The following is a 25,271-nucleotide window of genomic DNA, read 5'->3' as shown; positions in this document are numbered from 1 at the left end:
GAGCTCCGACAATGTGCTTCGCCCTCACGCAAAACGCATCGCAAAAATAACAAAATTAAAGAATGCTGCGCGCAAAAAGAAAAGCTTTATTCCAATAAGACTCATTGAGAGATGAAATAATAACGCCTTTGCTTGTCGAAGCGTGGATAAATTTAATTTCGCCATTTTTTTCAATATTGTTAACAATCCCGACATGAGAAATGTTGCGTCCTCCAGCAGTTGCAAAAAACAACAAGTCACCTGGCATCACTTCTTCCACACGAATAGAAGAGCCAACCTCAGCCTGATCCGAAGAACGTCTTGGAAGCTTGTAACTGTTTTCATCAAAAACCTTGGTCACAAGACCAGAACAGTCCAAACCCGTTTTTGTATTACCTCCATATTTGTAAGGAACACCTAGATATTGCTGTGCATCTTTCACAACAGAGTTGCGGTCTTTAGAAACTTTATAACCAGAATTGTTTGATGCGTATTTTTTAATATTGCTCGTCGACTTATAGGATTTAGACTTTGAGTGACTACGACTCACCGTTTTGGAGGTTGAACAAGAATACAAAGTCACCGAAGCAATAAGAATATAGACTAGACTTTTCATTAAAAATCATTTAAACCTCCCAAATATAACGAAAATGCTTTAAATTTCTTTGCGAATGTCAAGTTTTTGTGTTAACATTGCAAACTATAAACTCTGGGGGATTGGCGCAGTTGGCTAGCGCGTTTGACTGGCAGTCAAAAGGTCACGGGTTCGAATCCCGTATTCTCCACTATTATAAATTGCAACATACTGATTATAAGGAAGTAAAAACCAAAACAAAATATAGAATGTTTGGTTTTTGTTTGGTAAAAAAATAGATTCTTTTAGATTGCTTTTGATTCTATTGAACGCAATTTATAATATTTCTAAATAATTTTCAGTCTTTTTACTCTAAAATTTGCCTGTAGAGACCGAAAGTAGGATTGTAGTTTCCCCCTTTCCCTCTTTATTGATTTTAAAAGTGCTATTTTCGAACTTTTGAAACCAAAAGTGATTTCAAACCACTTTGGTTTTATAATACGGTTTGAAACCGTATTTAAATTTAATAAACTTTTATTACTCCTTTTTCAAGAAATTTGCGGATATAGTCACTAAGTAAGCAACTAAATTCTATATTGAAACGTTCTCTGTCAGCATCAAAACTTCTATATTTTGACCTGCGATTAACATTGTTACTATCAGTTTTTAATCCATAAAACAAAATCAGTGAATGATAAAAAAACATTCACTGATTTTGTTTAGTTACAACCTATCATAAGCTAAACTTCGTTTCTCGAATGATAAAGTTTTAGGGTTGATATCGAAAAGCGCTAAGTAAGACATGTTAATTCCTTTTATTTTTGCAATTTCCAGCATCTTATTAATAGCTTGATAAGATTGCTCATGAAGATCGTAAAATTCTTTTCCTTGTGCTGAATTGATACTTTTCTCATGCTTTTTTTTCACCGCTTCAATATACTTTTCAGATAGTAAAAACCCATCATCTTTATAAATAAATTTTTCACTTTTAAAGCATTTATAAACTTCTAACTCACTAAACATTTTTTTTAAGTACGAACCAACTTCATCTTGAGCTAATTTCTGTAAGTAGGGTGATTTTATTTCACTAAATAACTTTTGTATAAAATCTTTAGTATTTAATTTTTGCAAGAATATGTCTTGTGTTTCCTTGCTGCTTAATTTTAAATTGAATTTATTTTTAAATTCAATTATTGCAGTATTCCATTCGCTTAGAATTTCTTCCAGGACATTTATTTCCTCATTAAAACTCACCTCATCGAAAGAAATTATAATTCTTTCAAATTCTACTTTTTTTGTCTCGTTTTCCATTTTTTAAAATTTACTAATTATTATTTATTGAATTTTATTTTCTTCAATGCATCTTTAATGTTATTCCATTCTGCCTGAAACACATTATCAGCTTGTAGAGTTGCACCCGTCAAAACGTCTAGATTTTTACTCTCAACATACTTTGCATACTCCATACCTGCTACTAGAACACATACAAGTCCTTTATCCCCATCTTCTTCAGCAACACGTTTAGCAAAAGCTAATCCTGTTTCAACCCCCTTTTTTCCATCGCCACCCGCTCCCGAACCAGAAGCTGAGAAACTTGATTTTATTAACTCTCCATCTTGGTAAATAACATAACCTATTGACGAACGTAAATTATTTGTCTGATCTATGTAGGTATTAGTCATTTTAGCATAGTTAACCAGCTCAATCATTGCGGATTCCAAAGCGTAGTACACAACCGCTGAAACATTATCTACATACTGCGCGCTATATCGCTTAAACTCTTCCAAATCAAAATCTGATGTAAATCCCATCTGTATAAAATTTTTAAATTAATCCGTTAGCTCTCAAATCATCGTTATTTGACTTTCCCATTGCGGCGTAAATCAATCGTAAATATCTCGTGTTAAATTCGATCATTACGAGTTGGTTAAGTTGTTGTTGCATTAAGTCGAATCCACTTTGTTGCCCTTGTAAGGCTTCCGCTTGCATAATTCTGATAGCGTTCATTTGACCTGCTATGATAGAAGCCGTTTCTTCACTTACGCCTTTTATTGCGCCTTCAAGATTTGAAGCTGAAATACCATCGGCAAATAATGAGCTGTAAGCATCAAGAAAGCCTTGTTGTTGTAATCCAACCTGCGCAATGAGATTTTTGTAATAGGCTATCTGCTCTGGTGAGAATCCTGCAAATGATCCGTTTCCGTTCTTATCAAAACCTGCAGCCGCTAAGACTTGATTTAAGACATCTTGTAAACCATCTTGCATTCTCATTTGAAGCGCGTGCTTCACCATGTTTTTGAACACATCATTTGCAACTTTATCTAGTGACTTTGCCGCATCTTCGCCTTTTTCAAAAGCATCTACTAATGCATCAGCAAGTCCAGAAGCTAGTTGCTTAACATCGGTTTGAAGAACATCTTTAATGATATTATCGCGTATATCATCAATCATTCTATCCATTTGTCTGATCTGGTTTTCCCAATCAGCAATTTTACCGTCATCAGTATCTTTCTTGCTGCGTTCCTCGCTAATCATTTGTCGCAATTTCGCTTGTTGCTGTTGAAGGTTTTTAACTTGATCTAGTTGGTTTTTATAGACATCTTCTCCCAATGCTTTATTGATAGCGTGCTGGAGTTGCTCATATTGTTCTTTTAAATTTGCGACTTCATTTGCCCATTTTTTAATGTTTCTTTCTTTTTTTCGGTCATTGTTAAAAAGAGAACCCACAGCTTTTACAATACCACCAATCGCTTTGATCCCTCCAGTAACCATTTGGATTGGATTTCCTGTTGCAAAGCCTTTCGCCATATCTGTTAAACCATCTGACATCTGGTCTAATCCATCTAAAACCCCTCCTATCTTTTCTAAAGCATCTCCAAACGCATTATCTAAGCTTAATCCTAAATCTTTTGCAATACCTTGGATGTCATTAACGGCTCCTTTTAAGAATCCAATATTAGATTGCACTTTCTGATTAGCTTCATTTATTAAGGCAATCTTTTGAGATGTAGTTAAACTCTCATCTCCTAGGTCTTTTATTAGCTTTTTTAAATCAACAAAAGGATTTCTGGAAGACAACATATCGTTGATGCTTCCAATAGAGTTTTTAAGTTGTTCAATAGCTTCTATCGTTCCTTTTCCAGATGCTTTTAAATCTTCTAATTTTTTAATTAATTTTCCACGTAAAGCTTCTAGGCTTGAAGTAGCTTGATGTTCCATGTTTGCAAAAGCCTGTCTGAATGCTGGATTGTTTGAAATACTATCCATAAAAGCACGAGAAAACTCGTCTGCTTCTGCTTGCCCTGCTTTCGCCATAGCATCACTTTTTTGAGAAGCCGACAAAGTTTCATCACTTGCGATCTGCTCACGAATTTTTGCGAACCTTTCAGTAATTATCGCTTTCTGCTCTTCAAAGCTTCTATGGTCATTAAGGAATTGCTGGTATTGTTGGCGAAGTTGGTCTTGTATTGCGCGTTCCTGCTCCACAACATAAGCATACTCACCGCTGTCTTTTGAAGCTGTTTTTTGAATATCTTCTAAGTACTTAATTTTTTCCGCTTCTGTGGCCATCGTAGAAAGAGTGTCAGCGACATTTTGCTTAAATTGGTCCAGTTGTGACTGCTTGCCCAACATCTCATTAATGATTTGGGAAACCTCGCTTAAAACCTCTTTTTCTTCATCAGTGATTAAAGATTTACCATCTTTATCGGCCGTGTTGGCTTTCGCCAAAAGTTCTTGCTGTTTCTTTTGCAATTGCTCAAATTGGGAAGAATCATTTGCGAGTAGATCACCATAAATTTTGTCAGCTGTTGGTTTTCCAAGGCTTTCGATCGTTGAATAATAATCAGTCCAAAGCTTTTGAGATTCGTCAAATTGCTGTTGTAAGCTCTGTATTTGGATTTTCTTTTCAGCTTCTGCCAATTCTTTAGCTAAAGCAATACGCTTCGTTTTTAGATCAGCAATTTGTTTGTCGCCAGTTGCTTTTGAAAGTGCTTTATCAATTTCCGATAATCTTTTCTGAATTTCAGCAACAGAACCAGGAGGAAGAAACTCGTCAGCCGCCTTTTTAGCCGTTTTGGTTTTGGGTGTTTTCCCACTTCCTCCATTGTATGGATTAGCAGCTTTTTTTCCTAGTTCATCAGCTCTTTTTTTGAGTTCAAGTTCTTTCTCAAGTTCTTTTTGAGCTTCTACCCTTGATTTGTCACCACCTTTACCGCCTACAGCAACATCCATTCTATTATATGAAGCTTTTGCCCCCAGCCATACTTTACCAAAAAAACCAGCGTTTTCCCAATCTTTGTCGAATTGTTCTATTTCTTTATCGGCTAAAATCGCTTCTTTATATTTTTCAACCGCGATTTGGGCGTGAGCTGCTGCCTCAGCTCGTAACTTTAAAGATTCTATAAAATCATTTGAATTAGTATTAAAGAATTTTTCAGCTTCATTAACATTATTAACTTCTCTACCAAGCTCATGGAACTTATCTTTATTTTCTTCAATGTATTTTTGTTGCTTCTTCAAATCACCACCAAGTGCATTCCAAGCGGTTTGTAATTGCTTATACTTAACAATGTTTTCGGCCGCACCGTCTGCTGTGGCTTTATTTAACTTTTCTTGATCTTCTGCCGCTTTCTTAGTCTTACCAGAAAACATAACCAACGCGCCTACAACAGTAACCAAACCAGCAGCCAATAAAACATAAGGATTAGCTTTTGCGACTAGATTAAAAGCTCTTTGCGCTATTGTAGCGCCGATTGTGTTTTTTGTTGCTAATGCTTCGGCTTTCGCCTTTGCTAAAGTCTGCACTGCTACAACGGACTGTATAACGCCAGATTCTTTGGCCAAACTATTTTGGATTTGCTGAATACCTATCGCCGCCGACATTGTAGCCTGCAAACGAACCATAATTTTGTCTAGGTTTTCATTATTACCTGCAAACATTGCCATAAATCCATTGGCGGCAGAAAGTCCTCCAGACAATAATCCTAATGAATTAACCATCGCGGTGATGCTAGTGCTTCCTGATAAAGACTTTAATTCTTTATTCATCTGTTGAAGCTCACTTTGGTACGCGATAGCTTGCTTTCGCAATTCGTTATATTGCGCTGAATCTTTTTCGCCAGCAGCAGCCAATTGAAGCATTTCTTCTTTTACAGCACGTAGCTTGGATTGTAATGTGGTGTTTTTTTCTTCGAGCGGCTTAATATCTTTAGCGACTTGGACAATCATTTGAGAATACTCTTGGGCCTTTCCCTTCAATTCTTCATATTCTTCGGATTGTCCTTTACCGGAAAGCATTAAAGCTTCCATTTCTGTTTTTACAGAAGAAAGTTTTTCGCGAAGATTATCATGATTATCAATGTTTGGCTTTAAATCGTCAGCAACTTGTTTTAATTGCGCTGAATATTCTTGAGCCTTTTCTTTAAGCTCATTATATTCAGCTGTATTTCTTTTGTTATCTGCTGATAACGCTTCCATTTCTGAACGCACAGTCGATAATTTTTCACGTAAAGAAATATGCTCTTTTTCCGTATTACGTAAAGCTTCCTCTAATTCTAGTAAAGCCTTTTTTTCTAATTCAATTTCTTTAGCTATCGAAGACGCTTCTCCCATAACAGTAAGTTTAGCCTTACTAGGTGCCATGTCGTCAATAGTTTTCTGAAGTTCTTTTAATTGTGACTCCAGTTCTTTAATATATTGCTTTTGGATAACTATATTTTCTTTTGTTACGCCAAGAGCTTCAATAGTGTAGTTTTCAGATGTGGTTTTAACTATTTTTTCGCGGACTTCTTCAAGATCCTGCGTTAGATTGACATTTTTATTGCTGAATGACTCTAAAACAAGATTCATTTCATTGATTTTATTTTTATACAAATCAATTTCTTCCTTGAGTCGATTAATCTCTTGTGTAAATGCCGCTACTTCTTCATCATTTCCAATTTTTGTTGGTGTTTTTTGAAGATCATCATATTTTTTCTGCAACTCGGCTAATGCCGTTTTTTGTGCTTCAATAGTTTTTAAAGCTTCAACAAAAGCACTATCAATGTTTTCGCCTGCTTCACGTGCAAATTGAGTAAATCCCTTAAGTCTTATACCACTCTCTTCTACAGCCTTCATAAACTCGCTGTGATCGGCTCCTATCTTAAATTTTATTCCATCTTCTAATCCTGCCATTTTAATTAAGTTTTCTTGGTTATTAGTTTTTTAGTTAAGTTTTTGAAAAATTCTATCTGTAAAATTTGAAATAATATCGCTTAACTTTTCTTTCAAATTTTGTCCATTACTTTCAGCTTCTTGAATTTTATTTTCTATTTCTAAAAAGACATGTCTCAATACTGACATCGGCAAAAAATCTTTTAACATTTTCTTTAAAAGTGGATTTTGCTCAACTTTCTCATTTACAATTTTTATATCATAGTCATGTTTTGCGAAAAAATTAAAAATTTCGATTAACATAATTGATTTACTAGTAAAAATTGGAAGTTCCCCACGAATCACATATTTGCAAAATAGAGTAAAACAGAAATCATTAATTTCTGAATGATGGCTAACCTCTTTAAAATGATTATCCAGCTCTATTAGGTAGTTTGTTGCTTCATCTTTTGTTTTTGCTATTTCAAAATCTTGAAGTATTGGAGCATTATAAAACGCTACATGAATCATATTTCGTGTTTGACAACGGTCAATAAAGCCAAATTCTATTTCCGAAAGAAAAGGATTAGAATCATTGAATAAGTATCTATAAACAGACTCTTTTTCAGCTCTCAATTCATACAACGCAACCATAGCCGCAACTTTATTGAATCTCGATCTTTGTTTTAATTTTCTATTATTCATCGGTTTTGGTGAATATTAAATTGTTTTTCCTCCAAGCGGCCCCTTCGCCATCAAGTTTTGTTTTGCTCGATCAAAGTCAAGCCCACGACCTCCAAGGCTTTCGCCTGAAGCATCTTTTAGATACTCTTTTACGCCTGAACTTGGCTCTTTGTCTTCCAAATCATCTTGATCCGTTTCTTCTTTTTTTTCTAATCCAACGGAAACCGCTTCTAGTGCAGTTTTTACCGCGGTTCCAATTGCGTTTGCAACTGCTGATTCTTCATAATAGACTTTCCCGTCTTTTTCGATTTTCTCGCTCATTTCAAATATTTGTTTTATGGTTAATAATTGTTTGTTTAATTGCACCGCTTTTTCTTTAAAATCAGTATAGAATCTAAAGAAAACAGCATAGTTTTGTACATGATAATGGGAAGTTGACCTGTGCTGTTTGGTAAACTTGGCAATTTCACCAAATGAAGATCCGTTATCATTTGCAGCATTAGAAAATAATGCGCGTGCAAAAACAATTCTTTGCGTCTTTGTCTTTCCAAAAAAATCATTTAAAGAAATTCTGCTAACTTTTAGTACATTCGCTAAAATTTCATAGTTGGATATCTTCATTTTTAATGAGTTTTCACATTACCAAACCTTTACCAAACAACTTAGGTTAAATTATTTTTTAAAGTCTTGATTTTTAATACTTTAATAAATTCTATAATAGAGTAATAAGGATTCGAACTTTATAAATCTGCGAATGCTACCCTCTGTAATTCTGGAAATTGTGGCTTGAATATTTTATCAATGTCTTCCAATGATCGTAGTGTTAAATCTTCTCCTTTAACTCGCACGATGTAACCATCTTTTAAAAGATGTTCTATTTCACAAATCATATCTTGCGGTGACATCATGGGAAGATCATTTAATGAATCAATGTACATAACCGATCCATTTACGCCAGCTAAACAATCTTCTTCGCTATCATAAATAACACTTCTTTCGAAAGTAATCTCTTTCACATCTAAGCCATATTCATTTTTAGCTCTTTGAATTAGTAATTGTTTGAAAGTCTCGCGATTCTTTTGCGCAATGAAAAGATCATCAGTTAACTTAGCGGCTTCTTCTTTCATTTCATGCCATAAAGAATCCTTTTCACTGCAATCTCTCATTCTTTCGATAGCAATCATTAGATCTTCTTCCATTCGATCCAGAATAATGTCTAAAAGGACATCTTCAGTAGTTTTGTTTACTCGTGTTTCACTAATTGCACTTTTTTGAATAGTTGTTTCCATTTTTTTGAAATTTTGATTAATAATTATGTTATGTTTCGTTGTTTTCTCGTTGTTTTTAGTTTTCATCTTCTAGTATTCGCTTGTATCTTTTAATTTCTTCTTGCGTGATTACGCGCGCTTTAACGGTTTGAATAATTTCTTGCTGAGATTGGCCAAACATAAAATTTCGTAGATCGCGAATAATTTTATTTTTGTTTTTTGAGCTTAATTCTGCTAAGATTATTCTTAGAGCTAACGGTGTGTTTTTATCACTTTTAAGCGTATTTATTTCGGCTTCTGTAGCATTCATTATCCTACTGAACAATTCAATGTATTCCGACTTAGAGACAGGCTGAATGCCTTTGTCTTTAAATATATCATTGATTACGGTATAGGTTTTTCTAGGTCTTCCTTTCCTATTAATGTTTTGAGGGTTCTTATCGAATCCTTTCCCGGCAATGTTATTCTGTCTTGGATCTTTCATAATTTCAATTCAAAGAAAAATCTTGATTTATTTCACATTTAAATTTTAACTCTTCTATCAACTTTCTTATATTAACGCGAGAGCTTTTCTCATAAAAATTAGTTTCGTTAATTTTATAAACAACATAAATTAGAGCCGACTCAGTTAAAAGAATATCAATTACATTATTACGATTAATTATTTCATAGTCTTCCAAGTATTCTAAAGCAGGAAAAAGTCTGGACATTTGTATCAAATTAGATAATCTTTCTGTATGTAGTTCAAAAAGGCTTATCCCATACTTTTTTTTGAAATAATTCCACGAATAGCTTTTTTTTATTTTACGTTTAAAATTTTTCATTCGACAATTTCTATATCTATTGTAGTATTACCGTTTTCTTTATTTCGCTTAGTATTTTCTGCAAGTCGCTGTGCGAGTATCGTCCTAGCCGAAACCTTGTCTTTTTGTCTAGCTGGAAAATCAATATGTACACTATTTAACTCTTTTTGAATAAACAATTTGAGTTCTGTTGCTGTGTCCCATGCTGTACGATTCTGAAACCTCATTTTGCCATTTTCGCCAGTTTGTTTGAAGACATCAATAAATTTTCGCAGATATTCTTTTCTGTTTTTTCCGCCAACTTTTTCAACCTCCTCACAAAATTCTTTTTCCGTCCAGTTCTTGTAATTATTAATGACAATCGGTCTTTTGGATAACCAAGATTCAAAATGTCTTGCGAGATCAGAATTATCAATCCATTTATTTTTATTTACACTTTCAGCATAATTCACAAATTCATCAATTTTAGAGTCTAGTTGATCTTTGGAAAGCTTATGCTGCATCATCAATCTATCCATTTGGACTTGTTGATTATTTTTTAAATAAATTTTTGCTTTTTCGGGCTCATAGTAAGTAGTAGTATTTATTTTATTTAGATTATTACTTATATTATTATCGTTCGGATTATTTTCCGAAGGTCCTTCGGATTTATTTCCGTACCCCTTCGGAATATTTTCCGAAGGTTCGAAGCTTAACGCAAATGATTTTTCGGAGATAGCGTAATAAGATCGGTTTAGTTTTTGACTTGCTGGAAATTTTATTAAAAACCCTTTTTCGCAAAGCTTGATTAGACGCTTGTAAACACTATCTTTTTTAAGCTTAAGCATAGGTAATTGGCTAATAATCGCGTCATGTGAAAACCAAAAGAAAACAGTGTTGCTTTCTATGATTTTATCAATTTTAGGCGAAGCAGAAAAAGAAACCATAAAGTCAAGTATGGCAGCATCCACAATATCAATATTGGCACTATTTTCCATTATGGCGCGCTGATTTATGTTGATGTTATATTTCACTTTTTTATCGAGTAAAAACCAGCCCGATGACCCGAAATAGGGCACAAATGGAATCCGTGGAAATTGACAATATTTTTTCTTTCGAAAACCGCGATATAACGGCATACGCTCGCGCGCTCGATGCCTGTCGCCTTAGCTGCCATTAGCATAGTGGCACCATTCCGCTGGTGTCTGATAAAGAATTGCCGTAATTTTTGCTCCTGAACCGGAACAGTAGTATATTTGTCCATATCATTTTTTTTAAGATTTAAATTAAAGCCTGTCTCCCTTCACTGATTAGGCTTTTTTTTATTTTAAAAGTTCTTGGATTTGGCTGCGTTTGCAGTATCTTTTTGCGCCGATGCCATATTCTTTAAGTTTGCCGTCTTTTACCCAGCGCCAATATGTTCCGCGTGAAATCCCTAACATAAAAAGAACTTCATTTTTTGAAATATGTTCGGAGATGGGTTCTTGTGTTTTTTTTACGATGGAATCGAATATTGTATCCACCTTTTGAAGTAGATTTTTATATTCACTTTCTGGTACCATTACTAATGTCGTTTTATCCATTACTTTTCGGTTTTAAAATGTTTTAACAAAAGTAGACCACCGAAAATCAAAAAAAATAACACGTAGCGTGTTATCAATAGACATGCTACGTGTTATTTTGTGTTCAAAAAAAAGAGACTGTCTTAAAAGGACAGTCTCTCTAAATAAAAGAATCTTTTACTTCTTTATATTTTATTATTCTAATATTATTATCCATTAATCCGGGCTCATTTGGTCGTTTTAATTGATTCCTATTTATTACATCTTCGTCAAAAATTTCATTAACAAAATCAATATAATTCCTGTGCGTTTTTCTAGGTCTTTCTTTCCCATTTTCATCTTCAATGAAATTATCATCTACCATTTTCCAAAATAAAAAAGAAAAATGTGTTAAAGCGTGTTTTTTTCCAAAAAACAATTTCCACTCAGTAAATATTTTTGCTGGTAATTCAGCATTATAAAAAAACTTTAAAACTCTCTCATCAAGCTCGACTCTATGTGGCTTTTCAAGATTATTTATCTCTATAGGAATTAACATTCTCAGATCCCGCTTAAGCTTTTCAAAGCTTTTTTTAGTAAAATCTAAATCATCCTTCTTAGTTCTGTTTTTTAATCCGTCAAATCGTACGGCTTCAAGCTTAGACATACTGTTATCAAACTCTCCTAACTTAATTCTTGTCGCTATACTATTGTCATCTATAATAGCTTTTAATACAGCCTGTTGATTATAGGGAGATAAAATACTTCTAATTAAGTGAATTAATGTTAACTTGTCATTTTCGTAATCTTCATCCTTTACAATTAAATCCAAAATAAAATCATAAGCCTCTTGTATTTGTACTAAAGCCTTAAATGTTTTAGTCGTTGCTATAGACGGCTTAGAGTATTCTAACAACTTCAATTTGCCAGCTTTGCTTTTGTCTTTCATTAATGCAAGAAACTCAGCTTCTTTTTGAAGTACAATTTCATCATTAATTAAGTTTTCACTAATGTTTTCAAAAGCTTTTGATAGAAAAATATTAATGTCTGGAAATACGTCGGTTTCTCTATATTCTAGGTAAAAGGCTTCTTTGTCAATTACATCTGAAAAAGGAATACTTTTTATATCATTTTCAAAATACTTTTTATAGTCCATAGATTACATAAATTAAATTCTATATTGATGTTTCTGATACAGTTCTAAAGCTTTTTCTTTGTTTTAGACTTTATTTGATATCTTTCCTTTTTATCGAGCTGGGCAAGAATTTGGGCTTTTTTTCTTTCTCTACTTTCCACTGCCCCTAGTATCAAGTTTTCTAATTTTTTACGTTCGCCCAAATCTTGCACTTGCTCTATTAAAGTTTTTATCGCTGGGTAAGCTTGTTCTGCTGTCATTATTGTACTTTTTGTAAGTGATCTTCTTCTATTTCACGCTCTCGTCGTAATAAATCATCAAATTTTAGCCGGTCTGACTGATTAAGTTTGTTCCTATATTCATAATACATGTTTGTTTTACTAAAAGCCAGTGGATTATCCCATGCATAAGCATACCTATGTGTATCATGATATTCATTGAGTAAATTGTTTTTTCCTAACAAACTATACATCGAATTTTTTAAATACTTTTCAGTTTCAAATTTTCCTTTAAGATCATGTTTTTCTTCATTCACTTTGTGAAACATTATGTTTTTATCATAAATAGAATCGAGTAAATAAGATAGATTATCAGCTATCTTCTCAACTCTTTTAAGTATATTATCTATATCTAATCCTGCGTTATTATCTTGCGTTACATCATAAAAGCTACTATTAACATTTTTTGCAATATTTACCAAAATATCTATCTCCATTTCTGGTTCATATCCTGGCAATCCCTTTTCTTTAATGTAACTGTTTTGTAGTGTAGTTGATCTCATAATTAATAATATTTATAAATTAAAAATAATTTGCAATGTCTTTTGAAATATCAGCATCAGCTTTTTTCAAATATTCTAGTAATTGTTTTTCTGAAGAATGTCCAGTTATAAGACGTATGTATGATGTTGGCATTTTTCCATAATAGTTAGTCGCAAAAGACCGCCTTCCTGTATGTCCAGAAACCAACTCGCAGAACTCATAATCCTTCGTAACACTTCGAAATTGATCTTCTTCATTTTTGATTTTTTTCCGACCTCTTACCAGCTGAGTAAAACCAGCTAGGCGACAAACTTCTTTTACGTATTTATTATATTTCTGATCACTAACTTTTGGAGGAAAATCATTATCATACTTTTCTAGTATTCTTTTAATTTCTGGATGAAGTGGAACCGCAATTTTCTTTTTCGTTTTTTCTTGAATGAAATAAATGATATCATTTTCTATCATACTGTTTTCAAACCTTAAAAAATCAGATATTCTTTGTCCAGAATAACAAGATATTATGCACCAATCTCTGTATTTGTCAAGGTATAAGTCTTCTGTTTTTAATTCAAGATCTCTTATTTTGTCTAATTGCGAAAATGACAAATAAACATCTTCTATTGATTTTGTAAGATTTTTTATTTTCACATCTGCGACATCATTACTTATTTCCATACCAAGAGATTCGGCTTTGTAGCAACAAGAGCGAATGAATCCAAGATCTTTCTTAATAGTATCATAAGCGTAGTTTATAGACATGCAATAATCAAAATATCTATTTTTGAAACTTACATTAACATCTCTTATCAATATCGGACGTCCTTCCAGATTTTGCAGTTCTAAAACTTTCTTTTGGATTGTTTTTAGCTTCTTACGTAGTGTTATCGGGTTCTTTTCACGCATTGACTTATCTTCAAGTAAAGAATTGTATTTTTCAAATTCTCTTGCCTTATCATCAGCATAAAATTGTAAAAAACTATAAAGATCTTGCGGGACGGAATTTTCTATCTTCTCCTTGGGTGAATAGTAATGCCCCACAGTTGCCTTCAACCAATCTGTATTGATTGATTCTAGTGGGTATTTGCTAATTTCATCAGTTAAAAATATTCGAAGCTCGTTTTCTTTCTGACTTATCTCAGCTTGCCTTTTTTGAATTGATGAGTCTTTAGATTTTGAATTGTATTGTTTTAGATAAAAATGTTTTTCGACTTCAATTTTAGTCGCAGCAACAAGAACCACATCCTTGATATATCTTTCTCTATTTTTCTCTTTGGTGATTTCCGAAATAACGGGACCGTTTTTCCGCTTTATTTCATAAACGTCTTTAAAGCCTTTTATTGGCTCAGAAGACTTCAATCTGAAAGTAACGCGAACGGTTAAAAAACCTATTGGTTTAGTTGATCGATATAAGTAGGAAACAGTTGCCATATTACCAAACAGAATTGTTTATTTTTGTTTGGTAAAATTAAACCTTTTATTTTTATTTGCAACACTTTTAAACACAAAACAAGATACAAATACTTAAAATAGAACATTTTGGAAAATTAGTATGTTTTATAAAATCTAAAAAAGTAGAGCCGTATTCTCCACTATTACAAACTGCCTACACATGCGGTTTTAGACAGATTTCTACAGGCTGTTTTCTGCTATTTTTCACTAAACAGTATTAAAGGCTAAATATCTACTCCAAATAATTTATAATTTTATATTTCAAAAAAGCATAAAAAAATCGAGACCCAAAATTAATTGAATCTCGATTTCTGTAAAACGTAAAATTTAAAATATGAAATTATTTTTGGTTCTCTTGTAAATAAGCATCAATAATCTCAAATGCTTTTTGTTCTTCTCTTAAATCCACTTTCAGCATCATATTGGTAGCAGTTGGTGTCGTCATAAATGATAAATAACTATTATCAACCTCACTTTGTATCCCCGCAGATTCTAATTTAGATTTTATCAATTGTATCTCCTGCTGGTTATTACTTTCAAAAACTGAAACTTTTGTTGTAACACTCATAAAATGAATTTTTAATTCAACTTCCTCTATCTTTCTGCTTTTAAAATTACAAATTTTCTAACAAAACAACAAAAGTTTTTGGATTTATTTTTTTAATAAAATTTCTTCTATCTTATCTAAAACAATTTGTAATTCTTCTTCCTTTACGTTAAGGTGTGGTCTGAAACGTAAAGACTGATCGCCACAAGTTAAAATAATAACTCCTTCTTGGTACAATCTGCTTTGCAACCAATTTCTGGTTTCAGCATCTTTTAAATCAAATGCGCACATTAGACCTTTTCCTCTGGAAGCAAATACTTCATCTGGGAATTTTTGTTCCAAAGCTTTCAATCCATTCAAAAGATAGTCTCCTGCTTTTTTTGATTTTTCGATTAAGCCTTCTTGTTCAATAACTTCCAATACCAATTGGAAACGCAACATATCAATAAAATTACCGCCAAAAGTCGAATTAATACGCGAACTTTCTGTGAAGACGTTATGCGCCACCATGTTCATTTTTTCCTTATTGGCAAGAATGCCACAAACTTGAGTTTTTTTCCCAAACGTGATGATATCTGGATTGATACTACTCTGCTGAAAAGCCCACATTGTGCCTGTCATCCCAATACCTGTCTGCACTTCATCAAAGATTAAAAGCACATCGTTCTCATCACAGATACGTCTTAACTCCACAAAAAACTCATCACGGAAATGATTATCACCACCTTCCGCCTGGATGGGCTCTATGATAATACATGCCACTTTATCAGGATTTGTTAAAATAGCTTCTTCAATATTTAGTAATGCTAAACTTTCGTTTCTCATCGTTTCCTCCATTCCGGCTTCCGTAATTGGGAAATGGATTTTCGGATTAAGAATTCTTGGCCATTCGAATTTTGGAAAATATTGGTATTTTCTAGGATCCGAAGTATTGGTTAAACATAATGTATAGCCACTTCTTCCGTGGAATGCTTGTTTAAAATGTATCGCAATGCTTCCTTCGGTTTTGATATCTTTTTGCCAGTTTTTTCTGGTTTTCCAGTCAAAAGCAGCTTTAAGAGCATTTTCAACAGCAAGTGCGCCACCTTCGATAAAGAAGCAATATTCTAATTCTTTTGGAATGGCAACACGTTCAAAAACCTTCATAAAATCTGCATATTCTTGCAAATAAACATCACTAAGTGTGGGCTTGTAAACGGCCATTTTGCCCAACCATTCTGCTCTTTGCAAAACGTATGGGTGATTGTACCCGATAGATGCTGACGCAAACATCGAAAACATATCGAGATATTCTTTGCCTGTTAATCGGTCAACAATCCAAGATCCATGAGATTTTTCGTAATCCATTACGAAGTCGAATCCATCTGCAAGAATATGTCTTCCTAAGACTTCTTTCACTTCATTGGTTGTAACTGTACTCATATTATTTTAAGTTATTTTGGTTTGATTTGGTTAAATTTTAAATATCGAATTTAATTCCTTGTGCCAAAGGCAATCCTGTCGAATAATTGATCGTATTGGTCTGGCGTCTCATATAATATTTCCAAGCATCGGATCCACTTTCGCGGCCACCACCAGTTTCTTTCTCGCCTCCGAAAGCACCTCCAATCTCGGCGCCAGACGTCCCAATATTAACATTGGCAATACCGCAGTCTGATCCTGCATTGGAAAGGAATAACTCCGATTCTCTAAGACTCTGAGTCATAATAGCAGAACTCAAACCTTGCGGCACATCATTTTGTAAAGCAATAGCTTCGTCTAAAGTTTTGTATTTGATTAAATATAAAATCGGTGCAAAAGTCTCGTGTTGAACAATTGCAAAATTATTCTCAACTTCTGCAATACAAGGTTTTACATAACAACCGCTTTCATAACCTACACCTTCTAATACACCACCTTCAACAACAAAGTTGCCGCCTTCCTGTTTGCATTTTTCAATGGAATTAAGATATTGATTTACGGCATCTTTATCGATAAGCGGTCCCACATGATTGTGCTGATCCAATGGGTTTCCGATTTTTAGTTGTCCATAAGCTTTAACCAATCTGTTTTTAACTTCATCATAAACATCTTCCTGAATGATTAATCGTCTTGTTGATGTACAACGTTGCCCTGCTGTACCAACAGCGCCAAAAACAGCACCAATAATACTCATATCCAAATCGGCTTGGTTAGAGATAATAATTGCGTTGTTTCCACCCAATTCTAAAATACTTTTCCCGAAACGTGCTGCAACATTTTTGTTAACCTCGCGACCAACTCTTGTTGATCCTGTGAAAGAAATAAGTGCCACTTTTTTATCATTCACCATTTTGTCACCAATAACATGATCCGCAACGATAAGGTTAGAAATTCCTTCTGGCAAATTGTTTTCTTTGATAACTTCTGCGATAATATTTTGACAAGCAATCGCACATAGAGGCGTTTTTTCTGAAGGTTTCCAGATACAAACATTTCCTGCAATCCACGCAAGCGTGGTATTCCAACTCCATACAGCTACTGGAAAATTGAATGCCGAGATAATCCCAACAATTCCTAGAGGATGATATTGCTCGTACATACGATGTCCAGGTCTTTCTGAATGCATAGTAAAGCCATGAAGCTGTCTGGATAATCCAACTGCAAAGTCACAGATATCAATCATTTCTTGCACTTCACCAAGTCCTTCTTGTAGAGATTTCCCCATTTCATAAGACACTAACTTTCCTAAGTCATCTTTATAATGTCTTAATTTTTCTCCAAATTGTCTTACAATTTCTCCTCTTTTAGGCGCTGGTATTTGTCTGAATTCTAGAAAAGCCTTCTCCGCTTTTGCAATAACTTTGTCGTAATCCGCCTCCGAGCTTGTCGCAATAGATGCTATCTCTTGCCCATCTGTCGGCGTATAACTTTTGATAATTTCTCCTGATGCAAAAAAATCAACACCTGTAGAGCTTCCTAAGTTCTTGGCATTGATTCCTAAATTCTCCAATGATTTCTGAATTGAAAATTGGTTTTGTGTATTCATTATTATATTTGATTTGTCTTTGGCTAAAATAGACAATAATTTTCAAATCCTAACAAAAATCATGTTTCAAAAATAAAAATCATACAACAGAAATCCACAAAAAGTCAATAATAATGGGCACAGAAACAAACTAACCATTGTTTGTTAATTATTTACATTAAATCTAAATAACTTGTTTAAATCAATTCCAAGTTTTAAATTTGTTAAAAATTTTTAATGGAACAAAACGATAATAAAAACTCCAAATTGAAACTTTGGTTCAAAAGAGTTGGCATTGGCGGATTGATATTTTTCACCGCAAAAGGCTTAGTTTGGTTGGCTATATTTTATTTTGGTGCCGATGCAATTTTCGGAAGTTGCAGTCAGAAATAAAAAATTCGTTACCTTATCTAGTAACGAATTTTCTTTTTTGTAAATAATTGATCTATTGAGAATCGTCCTGGCCCAATAAGCATCAAAACGATATAATGGAAAAGGTATAAAACCGCCATCTCTTTACCTGAATATGGATCTGCGCCATGCGCCATAAATATAGCAATCAACATGGTCATGATGAGAACCGAACTTGCAAATCTCGTTAAAAAACCTAGTATTATAAATACGGAACATATAACTTCTGCAATGACTACTAAAACCAAAGTAATAATTGGTCCCAATCCTAAGAAATCCATAAACTGAATTTCGCCATTACCCATTAATTTCTCTAATTTCGGATAACCATGCGTCAACATTGAAAAACCTACAAAAAGGCGCAGAACAAGCGCTGCTACATTAACTAAGCTAGGATTAGTTTCGGATGAAATAAGTTTCATTAGTATGTTTTTTGGGATCGTTTTTAGCCAAAGCTACAAAATAAGTTCCAAAAGGCCTATCTGTAACCGAAATTTTTGAGATCACGTTCGTTTTTTCTCCAATCTTTTTTCACTTTTACAAAAAGATTAAGATGGATTTTTTTTCCAAAGAATTTTTCTAAATCTATTCTTGCCTCTGTACCTACTTTTTTTATCGCATCTCCTTTGTGACCTATGATAATTCCTTTTTGCGAATCGCGTTCTACATATATAATAGAGTCGATTAAGATAACGCCTTCTTTTTCTTTGAAAATCTCCGTGACAACTTCTACAGAATAAGGAATTTCTTTATCATAATTCAAAAGGATTTTCTCACGAATACATTCGTTCACAAAAAAACGTTCTGACTTGTCTGTAAATTGATCTTTATCGTAATAAGGTGGATTTTCTGGTAAAAGCGATTTCAGTTTCGGAAGAATATATTCTGTATTATAAGCTTTAAGCGCAGAAACTGGTAAGATCTCCGCTTTCGGAATTTTGTTATGCCAATATTCTACTTTTGCTTCCAATTCAGCTTGGTTACTAAGGTCAACTTTGTTTAGTAACAATAAAACAGGAACTGGGATTTTATTTAGTTTATCTATTAAAAATTCGGACGGTTCCTCTTTATCCAAAGCATCTACAATAAACAAGAATACGTCAGCATCCTGAAGACTTTCTTTAACAAAATCCATCATTTTTTCTTGTAAACCATATTTGGGATCCAAAACGCCTGGCGTGTCAGAAAAAACAATTTGCAAATCTTCTTCATTATAAATTCCGAAAATTCTATGTCTTGTGGTTTGTGCCTTTTGGGTTACAATCGCCAACTTCTCGCCCATCAATTGATTGAGAAGTGTTGATTTTCCTGCATTTGGCTTACCAACTATGTTTACAAATCCTGCTTTGTGCATTTTTATTCTTTTAAGATTTGCAAAGTTAAGGATTTATAAATCGAGAATCACGAAATATGTTTAATAAAAGAGTTTAAAATATTAAGGCACAAACAAAAAAAGTAACGACCAAGTAGACTTCAAAATTTGAGACCTATTTTTTTACAAAAAATGCTTTGTTAAAATAAAACTATAGAATTTGATTACCTTTGCAATCTTATAAATTAAAAAAATCATGTTCAGCGACTCCGAACTTTCATCTATAAAACAACTACTTTCTCCCGATAAAAATATTGTCATCACGACACATCATAATCCAGACGGCGATGCTATAGGTTCCAGTCTTGGACTCAAACATTTTCTTGCAGCAAAAGGTATTGATGCAACGGTTATTACGCCAAATGATTTCCCGAAATTTTTAAAATGGATGCCCGAAGCAAAAAAAACAATCATTGGAGAATACAAAAGAAAACAAGCTGGAGAAGCCATTTATAATGCAGATGTTATTTTTTGTTTGGATTACAATGCCACGGTTCGTGCAGGAATTATTGGAGATTGGATTTATAAATCAAGAGCAAAAAAAATATTGATTGACCATCACCAAATGCCAGAACAATTTGATTTTGTTTATTCCGACACCAATGTGCCAGCGACTTGTCAAATGGTTTATCATTTTATTCAGGCTTTAGAAGAAGAAGATTTGGTTAATCAAGATATCGCAGAATGTCTTTATACAGGTATTATGACGGATACTGGTGGTTTCAGATTTCGGTCAACAAGTGCTACAACACACAGAATTGTTGCTAATCTTATCGAAAAAGGTGCAGATCCCGCAAAAATTTCTAGTAATACTTGGGATAACAACACCATTTCTAGACTCAATTTGTTATCGCTCGTTCTTAGCCGTATTGAAGTTGTAAACAATGGAAAAGTTGCCATTATGTGGTTAAAACGTGAGGAACTGAAAGCGTTAGGATTCGAAAAAGGTGACACCGAAGGATTTGTTAATTACGGATTAAGTATTTCTGGGACGAGAATGTCCGTGTTTTTCATGGAAGATCTTTATGAAGATTTCATCAAAATATCTTTCCGATCCAAAGATGATGTCGACACCAATCAGTTGGCAAGAAAACACTTCAACGGCGGTGGACACATCAACGCATCTGGCGGAAAATACTTTAAAAGTATAGAAGATACTATCGAAGATTTTAAAAACATTATAGAAAAAGAGGATTTTTAGTCCTCTTTTTTGTGTCCTAATTTCAGGAAAAATTTTTCAAAATATTGATAGGAAATATGAGCAAATATCAAAGTCAAAATTATATTTGCAAACGTAAAACTAATGATAAATAGATTTGGATTAATCGTCTCAAACGGAATAAATTTTAAAACCATAAATCCTACAATCTGCATAACGATGGCATGAAGCATGTAGATTCCGTAAGAGATTTTTCCGAAGTATTTTAGCGTTTTATTTTCTAAAAAAGAAATCGGTTGACTTATTAAACTAATAATCATCAAAGGAAAAAAAAGTGTACTTATCAATTGATACATCCATTCTGCCGTGTTTTCTAAAATCCAATCCGAAAAAAAGTAAAATAATACAAAAGCGTAAATCGATATTTTAATCCAATTCGGGATTTTATAATTCGGATATTGAATGGTAAAAATCGCAAAAAGCCCACTCACTGAAAAGAAATAAAAATACATCACATACTTCTTCAGAAATTCAATAACGTCAAAGTTGTACAATATAAAATAGACGATACTAAAAACAGCGAGTAACCAAACAATATTCTTTTTAGAGAAAATTAAAAAACAAGGGGCAATCAGAATGTAAAATTGTTCTTCAATACCAATAGACCAAAGAACTTCTATAATGCCGCCTGGCTGATAGGTTTTAAGAATATTAGAGAAAAAAGTGCCGCCCAACAATATCGCTTCAGTATAAGAATAAAGTCTTTCTATCTCGAAGCCAAAATAGGGCAAAATTACATTGTAATACAACAATCCGAAAATAAGAACCGCATAATACAAAGGGAAAATCCTGAAAATTCTTCGTTTATAAAAATCTTTGATAGACACACTTCCAGTATTCAACTTTTCGAGATAAAGGTTTCTGATGATTAAAAAACCACTCAACGAAAAAAATGCAAAAACAGCTTCTGTACCTTTGTTGAGAATTGCCCAATCTGTATTGCTCGGAAAACCGCGTTTTTCAGCAAATTGCATGACATGAAACAAAACCACCAACAAGGCTAGAAAAAATCTAGCCGAGGTGATATTCGGGAGATTATATTTCATTCAGCAATTCTGTATTAATAATCTCGGTACAAATACTTGGTTTTTCCCAATGTCCGTTGTGTCCACAATCCAAAAGATAGGCTTTGATATTGTCACGTTCTGGAAGTTCTGCAATCGTCTTTGTAGCATTAACAGCGTTATCAAATCTTCCCGCCAACAATAGGATTTTGCCGTCAAAATTTTCTAAAACAGACTTGCGGTCAGGACGAAGGATCATTCCTTTCGTACAAGCCAAAACACCTTCTATATCCGCAGAATAAGCAATTTGCTTGGCAAGTTCTATTTTATCTTTTTTTAATTTTCTAGCTTCGGGACCGAAAAGATTTGGTATCCCAGCAGCCGCATAAGCTTGGTAATTCTCTTTAATCACTCGAAGACTTTTTTCGCGAATTTTCTTTTTTTCCGCATCATCTTCAAAATAAGTTGAGAAAAACAAAGTAAAACTTTTCAAAAAATCGGGATATTTTTCAGCAAAAGCCAAACTGATATAACCGCCCATAGAATGTCCTACAAGATGGAATTTTTCTAAATCCAAATGTTCAACCAATGTTTTAACATCTTCCGCCATGGATTCCATCGTTTGTATTTCTGCTGTAGGTTTTGACTTTCCAAATCCAGGAAGATCCACTTTTACCAATTGAAAGTCTTTGGACAAACTCGGCACCATATCATCCCAAATCGTCAAATTCTCCATAAAACCATGAAGTAAAATCAACGTTTCTTTGCCTTTTCCTGAAATTTCGTAATTGAGCATTTTTTAAAATTTTATATAGATTTGATCCGGAAAACCCGCTTGGTTAACAGCATCGTGTAATTTAAAACTTTTGCCATCATCTTTTGTATAAAAGATTTTCTTGCCACTTCTGACATCGAGCATTCCGTTTTCGAAATCCTGGATTCTTTGTTCTATCCGTCCATGGAATCTCAGATTATTTTTAGAAATCATCTCTCCCGTTCCTTTTATTTTAATATAATTTTTGCCAGACTCTTGAAAACCATCCATTTTGTATTGGTCTTTACCTATTTTTTTGAAACTGATTTTCCCTTGACCTTTAATCATATTATGCGTTAAAACATGTTCGCCTTCCAGATCTTTGTATCGATTATGGCTCAGGATACTATCGTTAATCTTTTGTCTTACAGCGTTAATGGAATCTATTATTTCTAAAGAATCTGTCTTTTTATGTGTCGTTTCGTCTGTCTTCTTACAAGCGATTATCGCAACTAAAGCCAAAAAAGAAACCAGCTTTTTCATAAATTATATTTTTGCTCTAAAATATATAAAAAAGACGTTTTTGTCAATAAATACAAGACGAATTATTTTATAAATCAATTTTAAAACAAAAACCTTGAAAAATGTCTCAAGGTTACTTTAGTTTGTCATCATAGATTTTGGTTTCCCACTCTCGCATATCTGCGATGCCATAATGTTGACTTTTGGTCAGTGCCATTTCGTCGAGTGCATCAACGAAGTTTTTGTAATTGGCATCATCTGTCGGTTTAATAATGATGGTAAAGATGCTTGGATTCTTAGCTGCTTTTTTGGCTTTTTCTATTAAGTTTGTTAAACCAAATTTATCATAAGACACTTCTTTCAGAAGATTGGGAGTCAAGGATTTTTGATCCAATTGATGATAAAAAACACGGTTGCCTTCACCTAAAATTAAGGTGATAGAATTGCTAAGATCAATCTCATTTCCTTTTGATTCGGTCGTAGCAGGAAGGCTAAGATCCACAACATTGGGTTTGGAAAAATTGGTCGTAAACATGAAAAAAGAAATCAATAGAAAGCCCAAATCAACCATGGGCGTCATATCCATTTTCACTAGATTTTTGCGGGTTCTCACTTTAGAATCTCCTCTTGCATTGGGTTGAAAATCTGCCATAGCATTACATTTTTAAGATTAACAATTATTGAAATTCATAAGACTAGAAAATGTCTTAAAAACAGAACTACAATTTTCGTACCTAGTATTAAAATATGTTAATTACAGCATAATTCTTTATTCAAAGACAATAAAAATTAACACAAAAACAAAAAATACCAATATATGATATCAAATTAATTTTAAAGTTTGATTTGTTTTATCAGAAATAATAAAATGCTGAGATTGTCGCAATGGAAAAACGCCGAGAATTTGATCCTCAGCATCCACCAAAACCCGAACAGCAGCAGCATCGCTAATACTTAATTTTTCGTCACGCAAAAATTTTGAAACTTTCTTTTTCCCTTTCATTCCTTTTGGAGAAAAAACATCACCGATTTTTAGTGGTCTTAATTTTAAAGGCAGAACAATTTTTTCAGCATCAAATTCCCAAAACGGATTTTTAAAATTTTCAGGAACCGAAACCAAAATTTCCGCATCAGACACTATAGTTGTTTCTAAAATAAATTCTTCAACAACTTCGATTTCTTCTTTCAGTTCTTGTACTAAAATCTCTTGTCTTCCCACAGAAAACTGATGAGAATGTGTAAAGAAAATTTTCCCTTTCTCGGCTGTTATCAATTTTTTAATTTCTGTAGAACTTGTCATTCCGAAGCGATTCAGGATTTCATATTTTACAAAGTCGGTTTGTAAAGCCAGTTCGGTTTGATTAAGAATTAAAAGTTCATCATGCGGAATTTTAATCGTTTCAAGAACTAAATCAATTTGTTGGTCAATAAAGTTTTTAGAATCTTTTATAATCTCGAGTGAGGTTTTAAAATTTTCTAGAAAATCTTTGTTAAGTTCTTTCAACAAAGGCGTTATCTGATTTCTGATTTTGTTTCTTACATAAATATTTTCTGCATTGGTATAATCTTCGCGAAAAATTATTTGATGCTGTTTCGCATAATCTTCAATCTCTTGTCGTGAAAAATCCAATAAAGGACGCAGAATTTTTTCTGTTTTTTCTGGAATAGATTTTAAGCCTTTCAGGCCAGAAGCTTTGGATAGATTAATGATAAAAGTTTCCAATCTGTCATTAAGATGATGCGCCGTAATTACAAAATCGATATTATTTTTTATTAAAATTTTATTAAAAAATCTGTACCGAATGTCGCGCGCCCAATTCTCAATTGAATTTTTTGGTTGGTTATCTTTTTGTGAAACCTCGTAAAGATGAAATTTTATTTTTTTTTCGGAGCACCAATTTTCAACCAGTTGCATATCGAGCTTAGAATCCTCATTTCTAAGATGATAGTTAACATGCGCCACTTCAAAATTAAGCTGCAACTGATGGCACAAATCCAGCAAAACCATAGAGTCCACGCCACCACTCGCGGCTAAAAGGAATGTTTTTTGCTGCGCTTGTGGAAGAAGCTTTTTTAATGATTGGCTAAAATTAAAGGAACTAAGCAAAATGTATTACTAAGTTTTACGTTATAATCAAAGCAAAGATA

The 25,271-nt window shown here is 33.4% G+C and carries 27 protein-coding genes and 1 tRNA gene; 3 read left to right on the top strand and 25 right to left on the bottom strand.

All coding sequences use genetic code 11. The annotated features are described in order from the left end of the window. Positions 1–55: 55 nt before the first annotated feature. Complete coding sequence (locus tag G6R40_RS01230; protein ID WP_165130789.1) at positions 56–595, bottom strand: C40 family peptidase; 540 nt, start codon at positions 593–595, stop codon at positions 56–58. Positions 596–690: 95 nt separating this feature from the next. Here G6R40_RS01230 and G6R40_RS01225 point away from each other — a divergent pair. Beyond that, positions 691–764: transfer RNA gene (locus tag G6R40_RS01225), tRNA-Ala, on the top strand. Between the two features lie 512 nt (positions 765–1,276). On the opposite strand, the gene G6R40_RS01220 is transcribed toward G6R40_RS01225, so the two are convergent. The 17 genes from G6R40_RS01220 to G6R40_RS01140 form a co-directional block, all read right to left on the bottom strand. Continuing rightward, positions 1,277–1,864 (bottom strand): hypothetical protein, encoded by a 588-nt coding sequence (locus G6R40_RS01220; RefSeq protein WP_165130787.1) that lies wholly within the window; start codon positions 1,862–1,864, stop codon positions 1,277–1,279. Positions 1,865–1,884: 20 nt separating this feature from the next. Next, positions 1,885–2,364 (bottom strand): hypothetical protein, encoded by a 480-nt coding sequence (locus G6R40_RS01215; RefSeq protein WP_165130785.1) that lies wholly within the window; start codon positions 2,362–2,364, stop codon positions 1,885–1,887. Positions 2,365–2,377: 13 nt separating this feature from the next. Further along, positions 2,378–6,727, bottom strand: a complete 4,350-nt coding sequence (locus G6R40_RS01210; RefSeq protein ID WP_165130783.1) for a hypothetical protein — start codon at positions 6,725–6,727, stop codon at positions 2,378–2,380. A 30-nt stretch (positions 6,728–6,757) separates the two neighbouring features. Next, positions 6,758–7,390, bottom strand: a complete 633-nt coding sequence (locus G6R40_RS01205; protein ID WP_165130781.1) for a hypothetical protein — start codon at positions 7,388–7,390, stop codon at positions 6,758–6,760. Positions 7,391–7,405: 15 nt separating this feature from the next. Beyond that, positions 7,406–7,990 (bottom strand): hypothetical protein, encoded by a 585-nt coding sequence (locus tag G6R40_RS01200; RefSeq protein ID WP_165130779.1) that lies wholly within the window; start codon positions 7,988–7,990, stop codon positions 7,406–7,408. A 119-nt stretch (positions 7,991–8,109) separates the two neighbouring features. Continuing rightward, positions 8,110–8,658 (bottom strand): hypothetical protein, encoded by a 549-nt coding sequence (locus G6R40_RS01195; protein ID WP_165130777.1) that lies wholly within the window; start codon positions 8,656–8,658, stop codon positions 8,110–8,112. A 55-nt stretch (positions 8,659–8,713) separates the two neighbouring features. Next, a complete protein-coding gene (locus G6R40_RS01190) occupies positions 8,714–9,121 on the bottom strand; it encodes a hypothetical protein (RefSeq protein WP_165130775.1) in 408 nt (135 codons plus the stop codon). 4 nt (positions 9,122–9,125) lie between these two features. Next, positions 9,126–9,461: a hypothetical protein gene (locus G6R40_RS01185; RefSeq protein WP_165130773.1), complete on the bottom strand. Its 336-nt coding sequence runs from the start codon at positions 9,459–9,461 to the stop codon at positions 9,126–9,128. Continuing rightward, positions 9,458–10,453, bottom strand: coding sequence for a hypothetical protein (locus G6R40_RS01180; protein ID WP_165130771.1), 996 nt, complete (start codon positions 10,451–10,453; stop codon positions 9,458–9,460). Before G6R40_RS01180 ends, G6R40_RS01185 begins: the two co-directional genes overlap by 4 nt. Positions 10,454–10,741: 288 nt before the next feature. Then, positions 10,742–11,002 (bottom strand): helix-turn-helix domain-containing protein, encoded by a 261-nt coding sequence (locus tag G6R40_RS01175; protein WP_165130769.1) that lies wholly within the window; start codon positions 11,000–11,002, stop codon positions 10,742–10,744. 139 nt (positions 11,003–11,141) lie between these two features. Then, on the bottom strand, positions 11,142–12,116 hold the full coding sequence (locus G6R40_RS01170; RefSeq protein WP_165130767.1) for a hypothetical protein: 975 nt from the start codon (positions 12,114–12,116) through the stop codon (positions 11,142–11,144). 44 nt (positions 12,117–12,160) lie between these two features. Then, positions 12,161–12,355, bottom strand: a complete 195-nt coding sequence (locus tag G6R40_RS01165) for a hypothetical protein (protein ID WP_165130765.1) — start codon at positions 12,353–12,355, stop codon at positions 12,161–12,163. Beyond that, entirely contained in the window at positions 12,355–12,876 is a 522-nt protein-coding gene (locus tag G6R40_RS01160) for a hypothetical protein (protein WP_165130763.1), read from the bottom strand. The genes G6R40_RS01165 and G6R40_RS01160 overlap by 1 nt, the downstream gene beginning before the upstream one ends. A 19-nt stretch (positions 12,877–12,895) precedes the next feature. Beyond that, positions 12,896–14,287: a tyrosine-type recombinase/integrase gene (locus G6R40_RS01155; RefSeq protein WP_165130761.1), complete on the bottom strand. Its 1,392-nt coding sequence runs from the start codon at positions 14,285–14,287 to the stop codon at positions 12,896–12,898. Positions 14,288–14,648: 361 nt separating this feature from the next. After that, on the bottom strand, positions 14,649–14,876 hold the full coding sequence (locus tag G6R40_RS01150; protein WP_165130759.1) for a DUF2007 domain-containing protein: 228 nt from the start codon (positions 14,874–14,876) through the stop codon (positions 14,649–14,651). 84 nt (positions 14,877–14,960) lie between these two features. After that, a complete protein-coding gene (gene lat / locus G6R40_RS01145) occupies positions 14,961–16,277 on the bottom strand; it encodes an L-lysine 6-transaminase (RefSeq protein WP_165130757.1) in 1,317 nt (438 codons plus the stop codon). Between the two features lie 37 nt (positions 16,278–16,314). Next, positions 16,315–17,862, bottom strand: a complete 1,548-nt coding sequence (locus G6R40_RS01140) for an aldehyde dehydrogenase family protein (protein WP_165130755.1) — start codon at positions 17,860–17,862, stop codon at positions 16,315–16,317. A 216-nt stretch (positions 17,863–18,078) separates the two neighbouring features. Between G6R40_RS01140 and G6R40_RS01135 the strand changes: the two genes are divergently transcribed. Further along, positions 18,079–18,234, top strand: coding sequence for a hypothetical protein (locus G6R40_RS01135; protein WP_165130753.1), 156 nt, complete (start codon positions 18,079–18,081; stop codon positions 18,232–18,234). A gap of 17 nt (positions 18,235–18,251) precedes the next feature. On the opposite strand, the gene G6R40_RS01130 is transcribed toward G6R40_RS01135, so the two are convergent. Beyond that, the gene (locus G6R40_RS01130; RefSeq protein WP_165130751.1) at positions 18,252–18,674 is read right to left on the bottom strand and encodes a DoxX family protein; all 423 of its coding nucleotides are present in this window, start codon (positions 18,672–18,674) and stop codon (positions 18,252–18,254) included. Between the two features lie 56 nt (positions 18,675–18,730). Further along, on the bottom strand, positions 18,731–19,606 hold the full coding sequence (gene era / locus G6R40_RS01125) for a GTPase Era (RefSeq protein WP_165130749.1): 876 nt from the start codon (positions 19,604–19,606) through the stop codon (positions 18,731–18,733). Positions 19,607–19,820: 214 nt separating this feature from the next. Between era and G6R40_RS01120 the strand changes: the two genes are divergently transcribed. Beyond that, positions 19,821–20,825 carry a DHH family phosphoesterase gene (locus tag G6R40_RS01120; protein WP_165130747.1) on the top strand — a complete coding sequence of 335 codons (1,005 nt, stop codon included), beginning with the start codon at positions 19,821–19,823 and terminating at the stop codon, positions 20,823–20,825. On the opposite strand, the gene G6R40_RS01115 is transcribed toward G6R40_RS01120, so the two are convergent. The 5 genes from G6R40_RS01115 to tilS all read right to left on the bottom strand — a co-directional run bounded on the left by G6R40_RS01115 (position 20,822) and on the right by tilS (position 25,230). Next, the gene (locus G6R40_RS01115) at positions 20,822–21,889 is read right to left on the bottom strand and encodes an acyltransferase family protein (protein ID WP_165130745.1); all 1,068 of its coding nucleotides are present in this window, start codon (positions 21,887–21,889) and stop codon (positions 20,822–20,824) included. The genes G6R40_RS01120 and G6R40_RS01115 overlap by 4 nt on opposite strands. After that, complete coding sequence (locus tag G6R40_RS01110; RefSeq protein ID WP_165130743.1) at positions 21,879–22,643, bottom strand: alpha/beta fold hydrolase; 765 nt, start codon at positions 22,641–22,643, stop codon at positions 21,879–21,881. The genes G6R40_RS01115 and G6R40_RS01110 overlap by 11 nt, the downstream gene beginning before the upstream one ends. A 3-nt stretch (positions 22,644–22,646) precedes the next feature. After that, a complete protein-coding gene (locus G6R40_RS01105; protein WP_165130741.1) occupies positions 22,647–23,144 on the bottom strand; it encodes a hypothetical protein in 498 nt (165 codons plus the stop codon). A gap of 112 nt (positions 23,145–23,256) precedes the next feature. Continuing rightward, on the bottom strand, positions 23,257–23,775 hold the full coding sequence (locus tag G6R40_RS01100) for an ExbD/TolR family protein (protein ID WP_165130739.1): 519 nt from the start codon (positions 23,773–23,775) through the stop codon (positions 23,257–23,259). A gap of 171 nt (positions 23,776–23,946) precedes the next feature. Next, positions 23,947–25,230: a tRNA lysidine(34) synthetase TilS gene (tilS, locus tag G6R40_RS01095; RefSeq protein WP_165130737.1), complete on the bottom strand. Its 1,284-nt coding sequence runs from the start codon at positions 25,228–25,230 to the stop codon at positions 23,947–23,949. Positions 25,231–25,271: the final 41 nt, after the last annotated feature.

Origin of the sequence: Chryseobacterium sp. POL2 (assembly GCF_011058315.1) — a bacterium.
Lineage (GTDB): Bacteria > Bacteroidota > Bacteroidia > Flavobacteriales > Weeksellaceae > Soonwooa.
The sequence above is the reverse complement of the archived record's forward strand: the minus strand, read 5'-3'. Positions and strand labels throughout refer to the sequence as shown.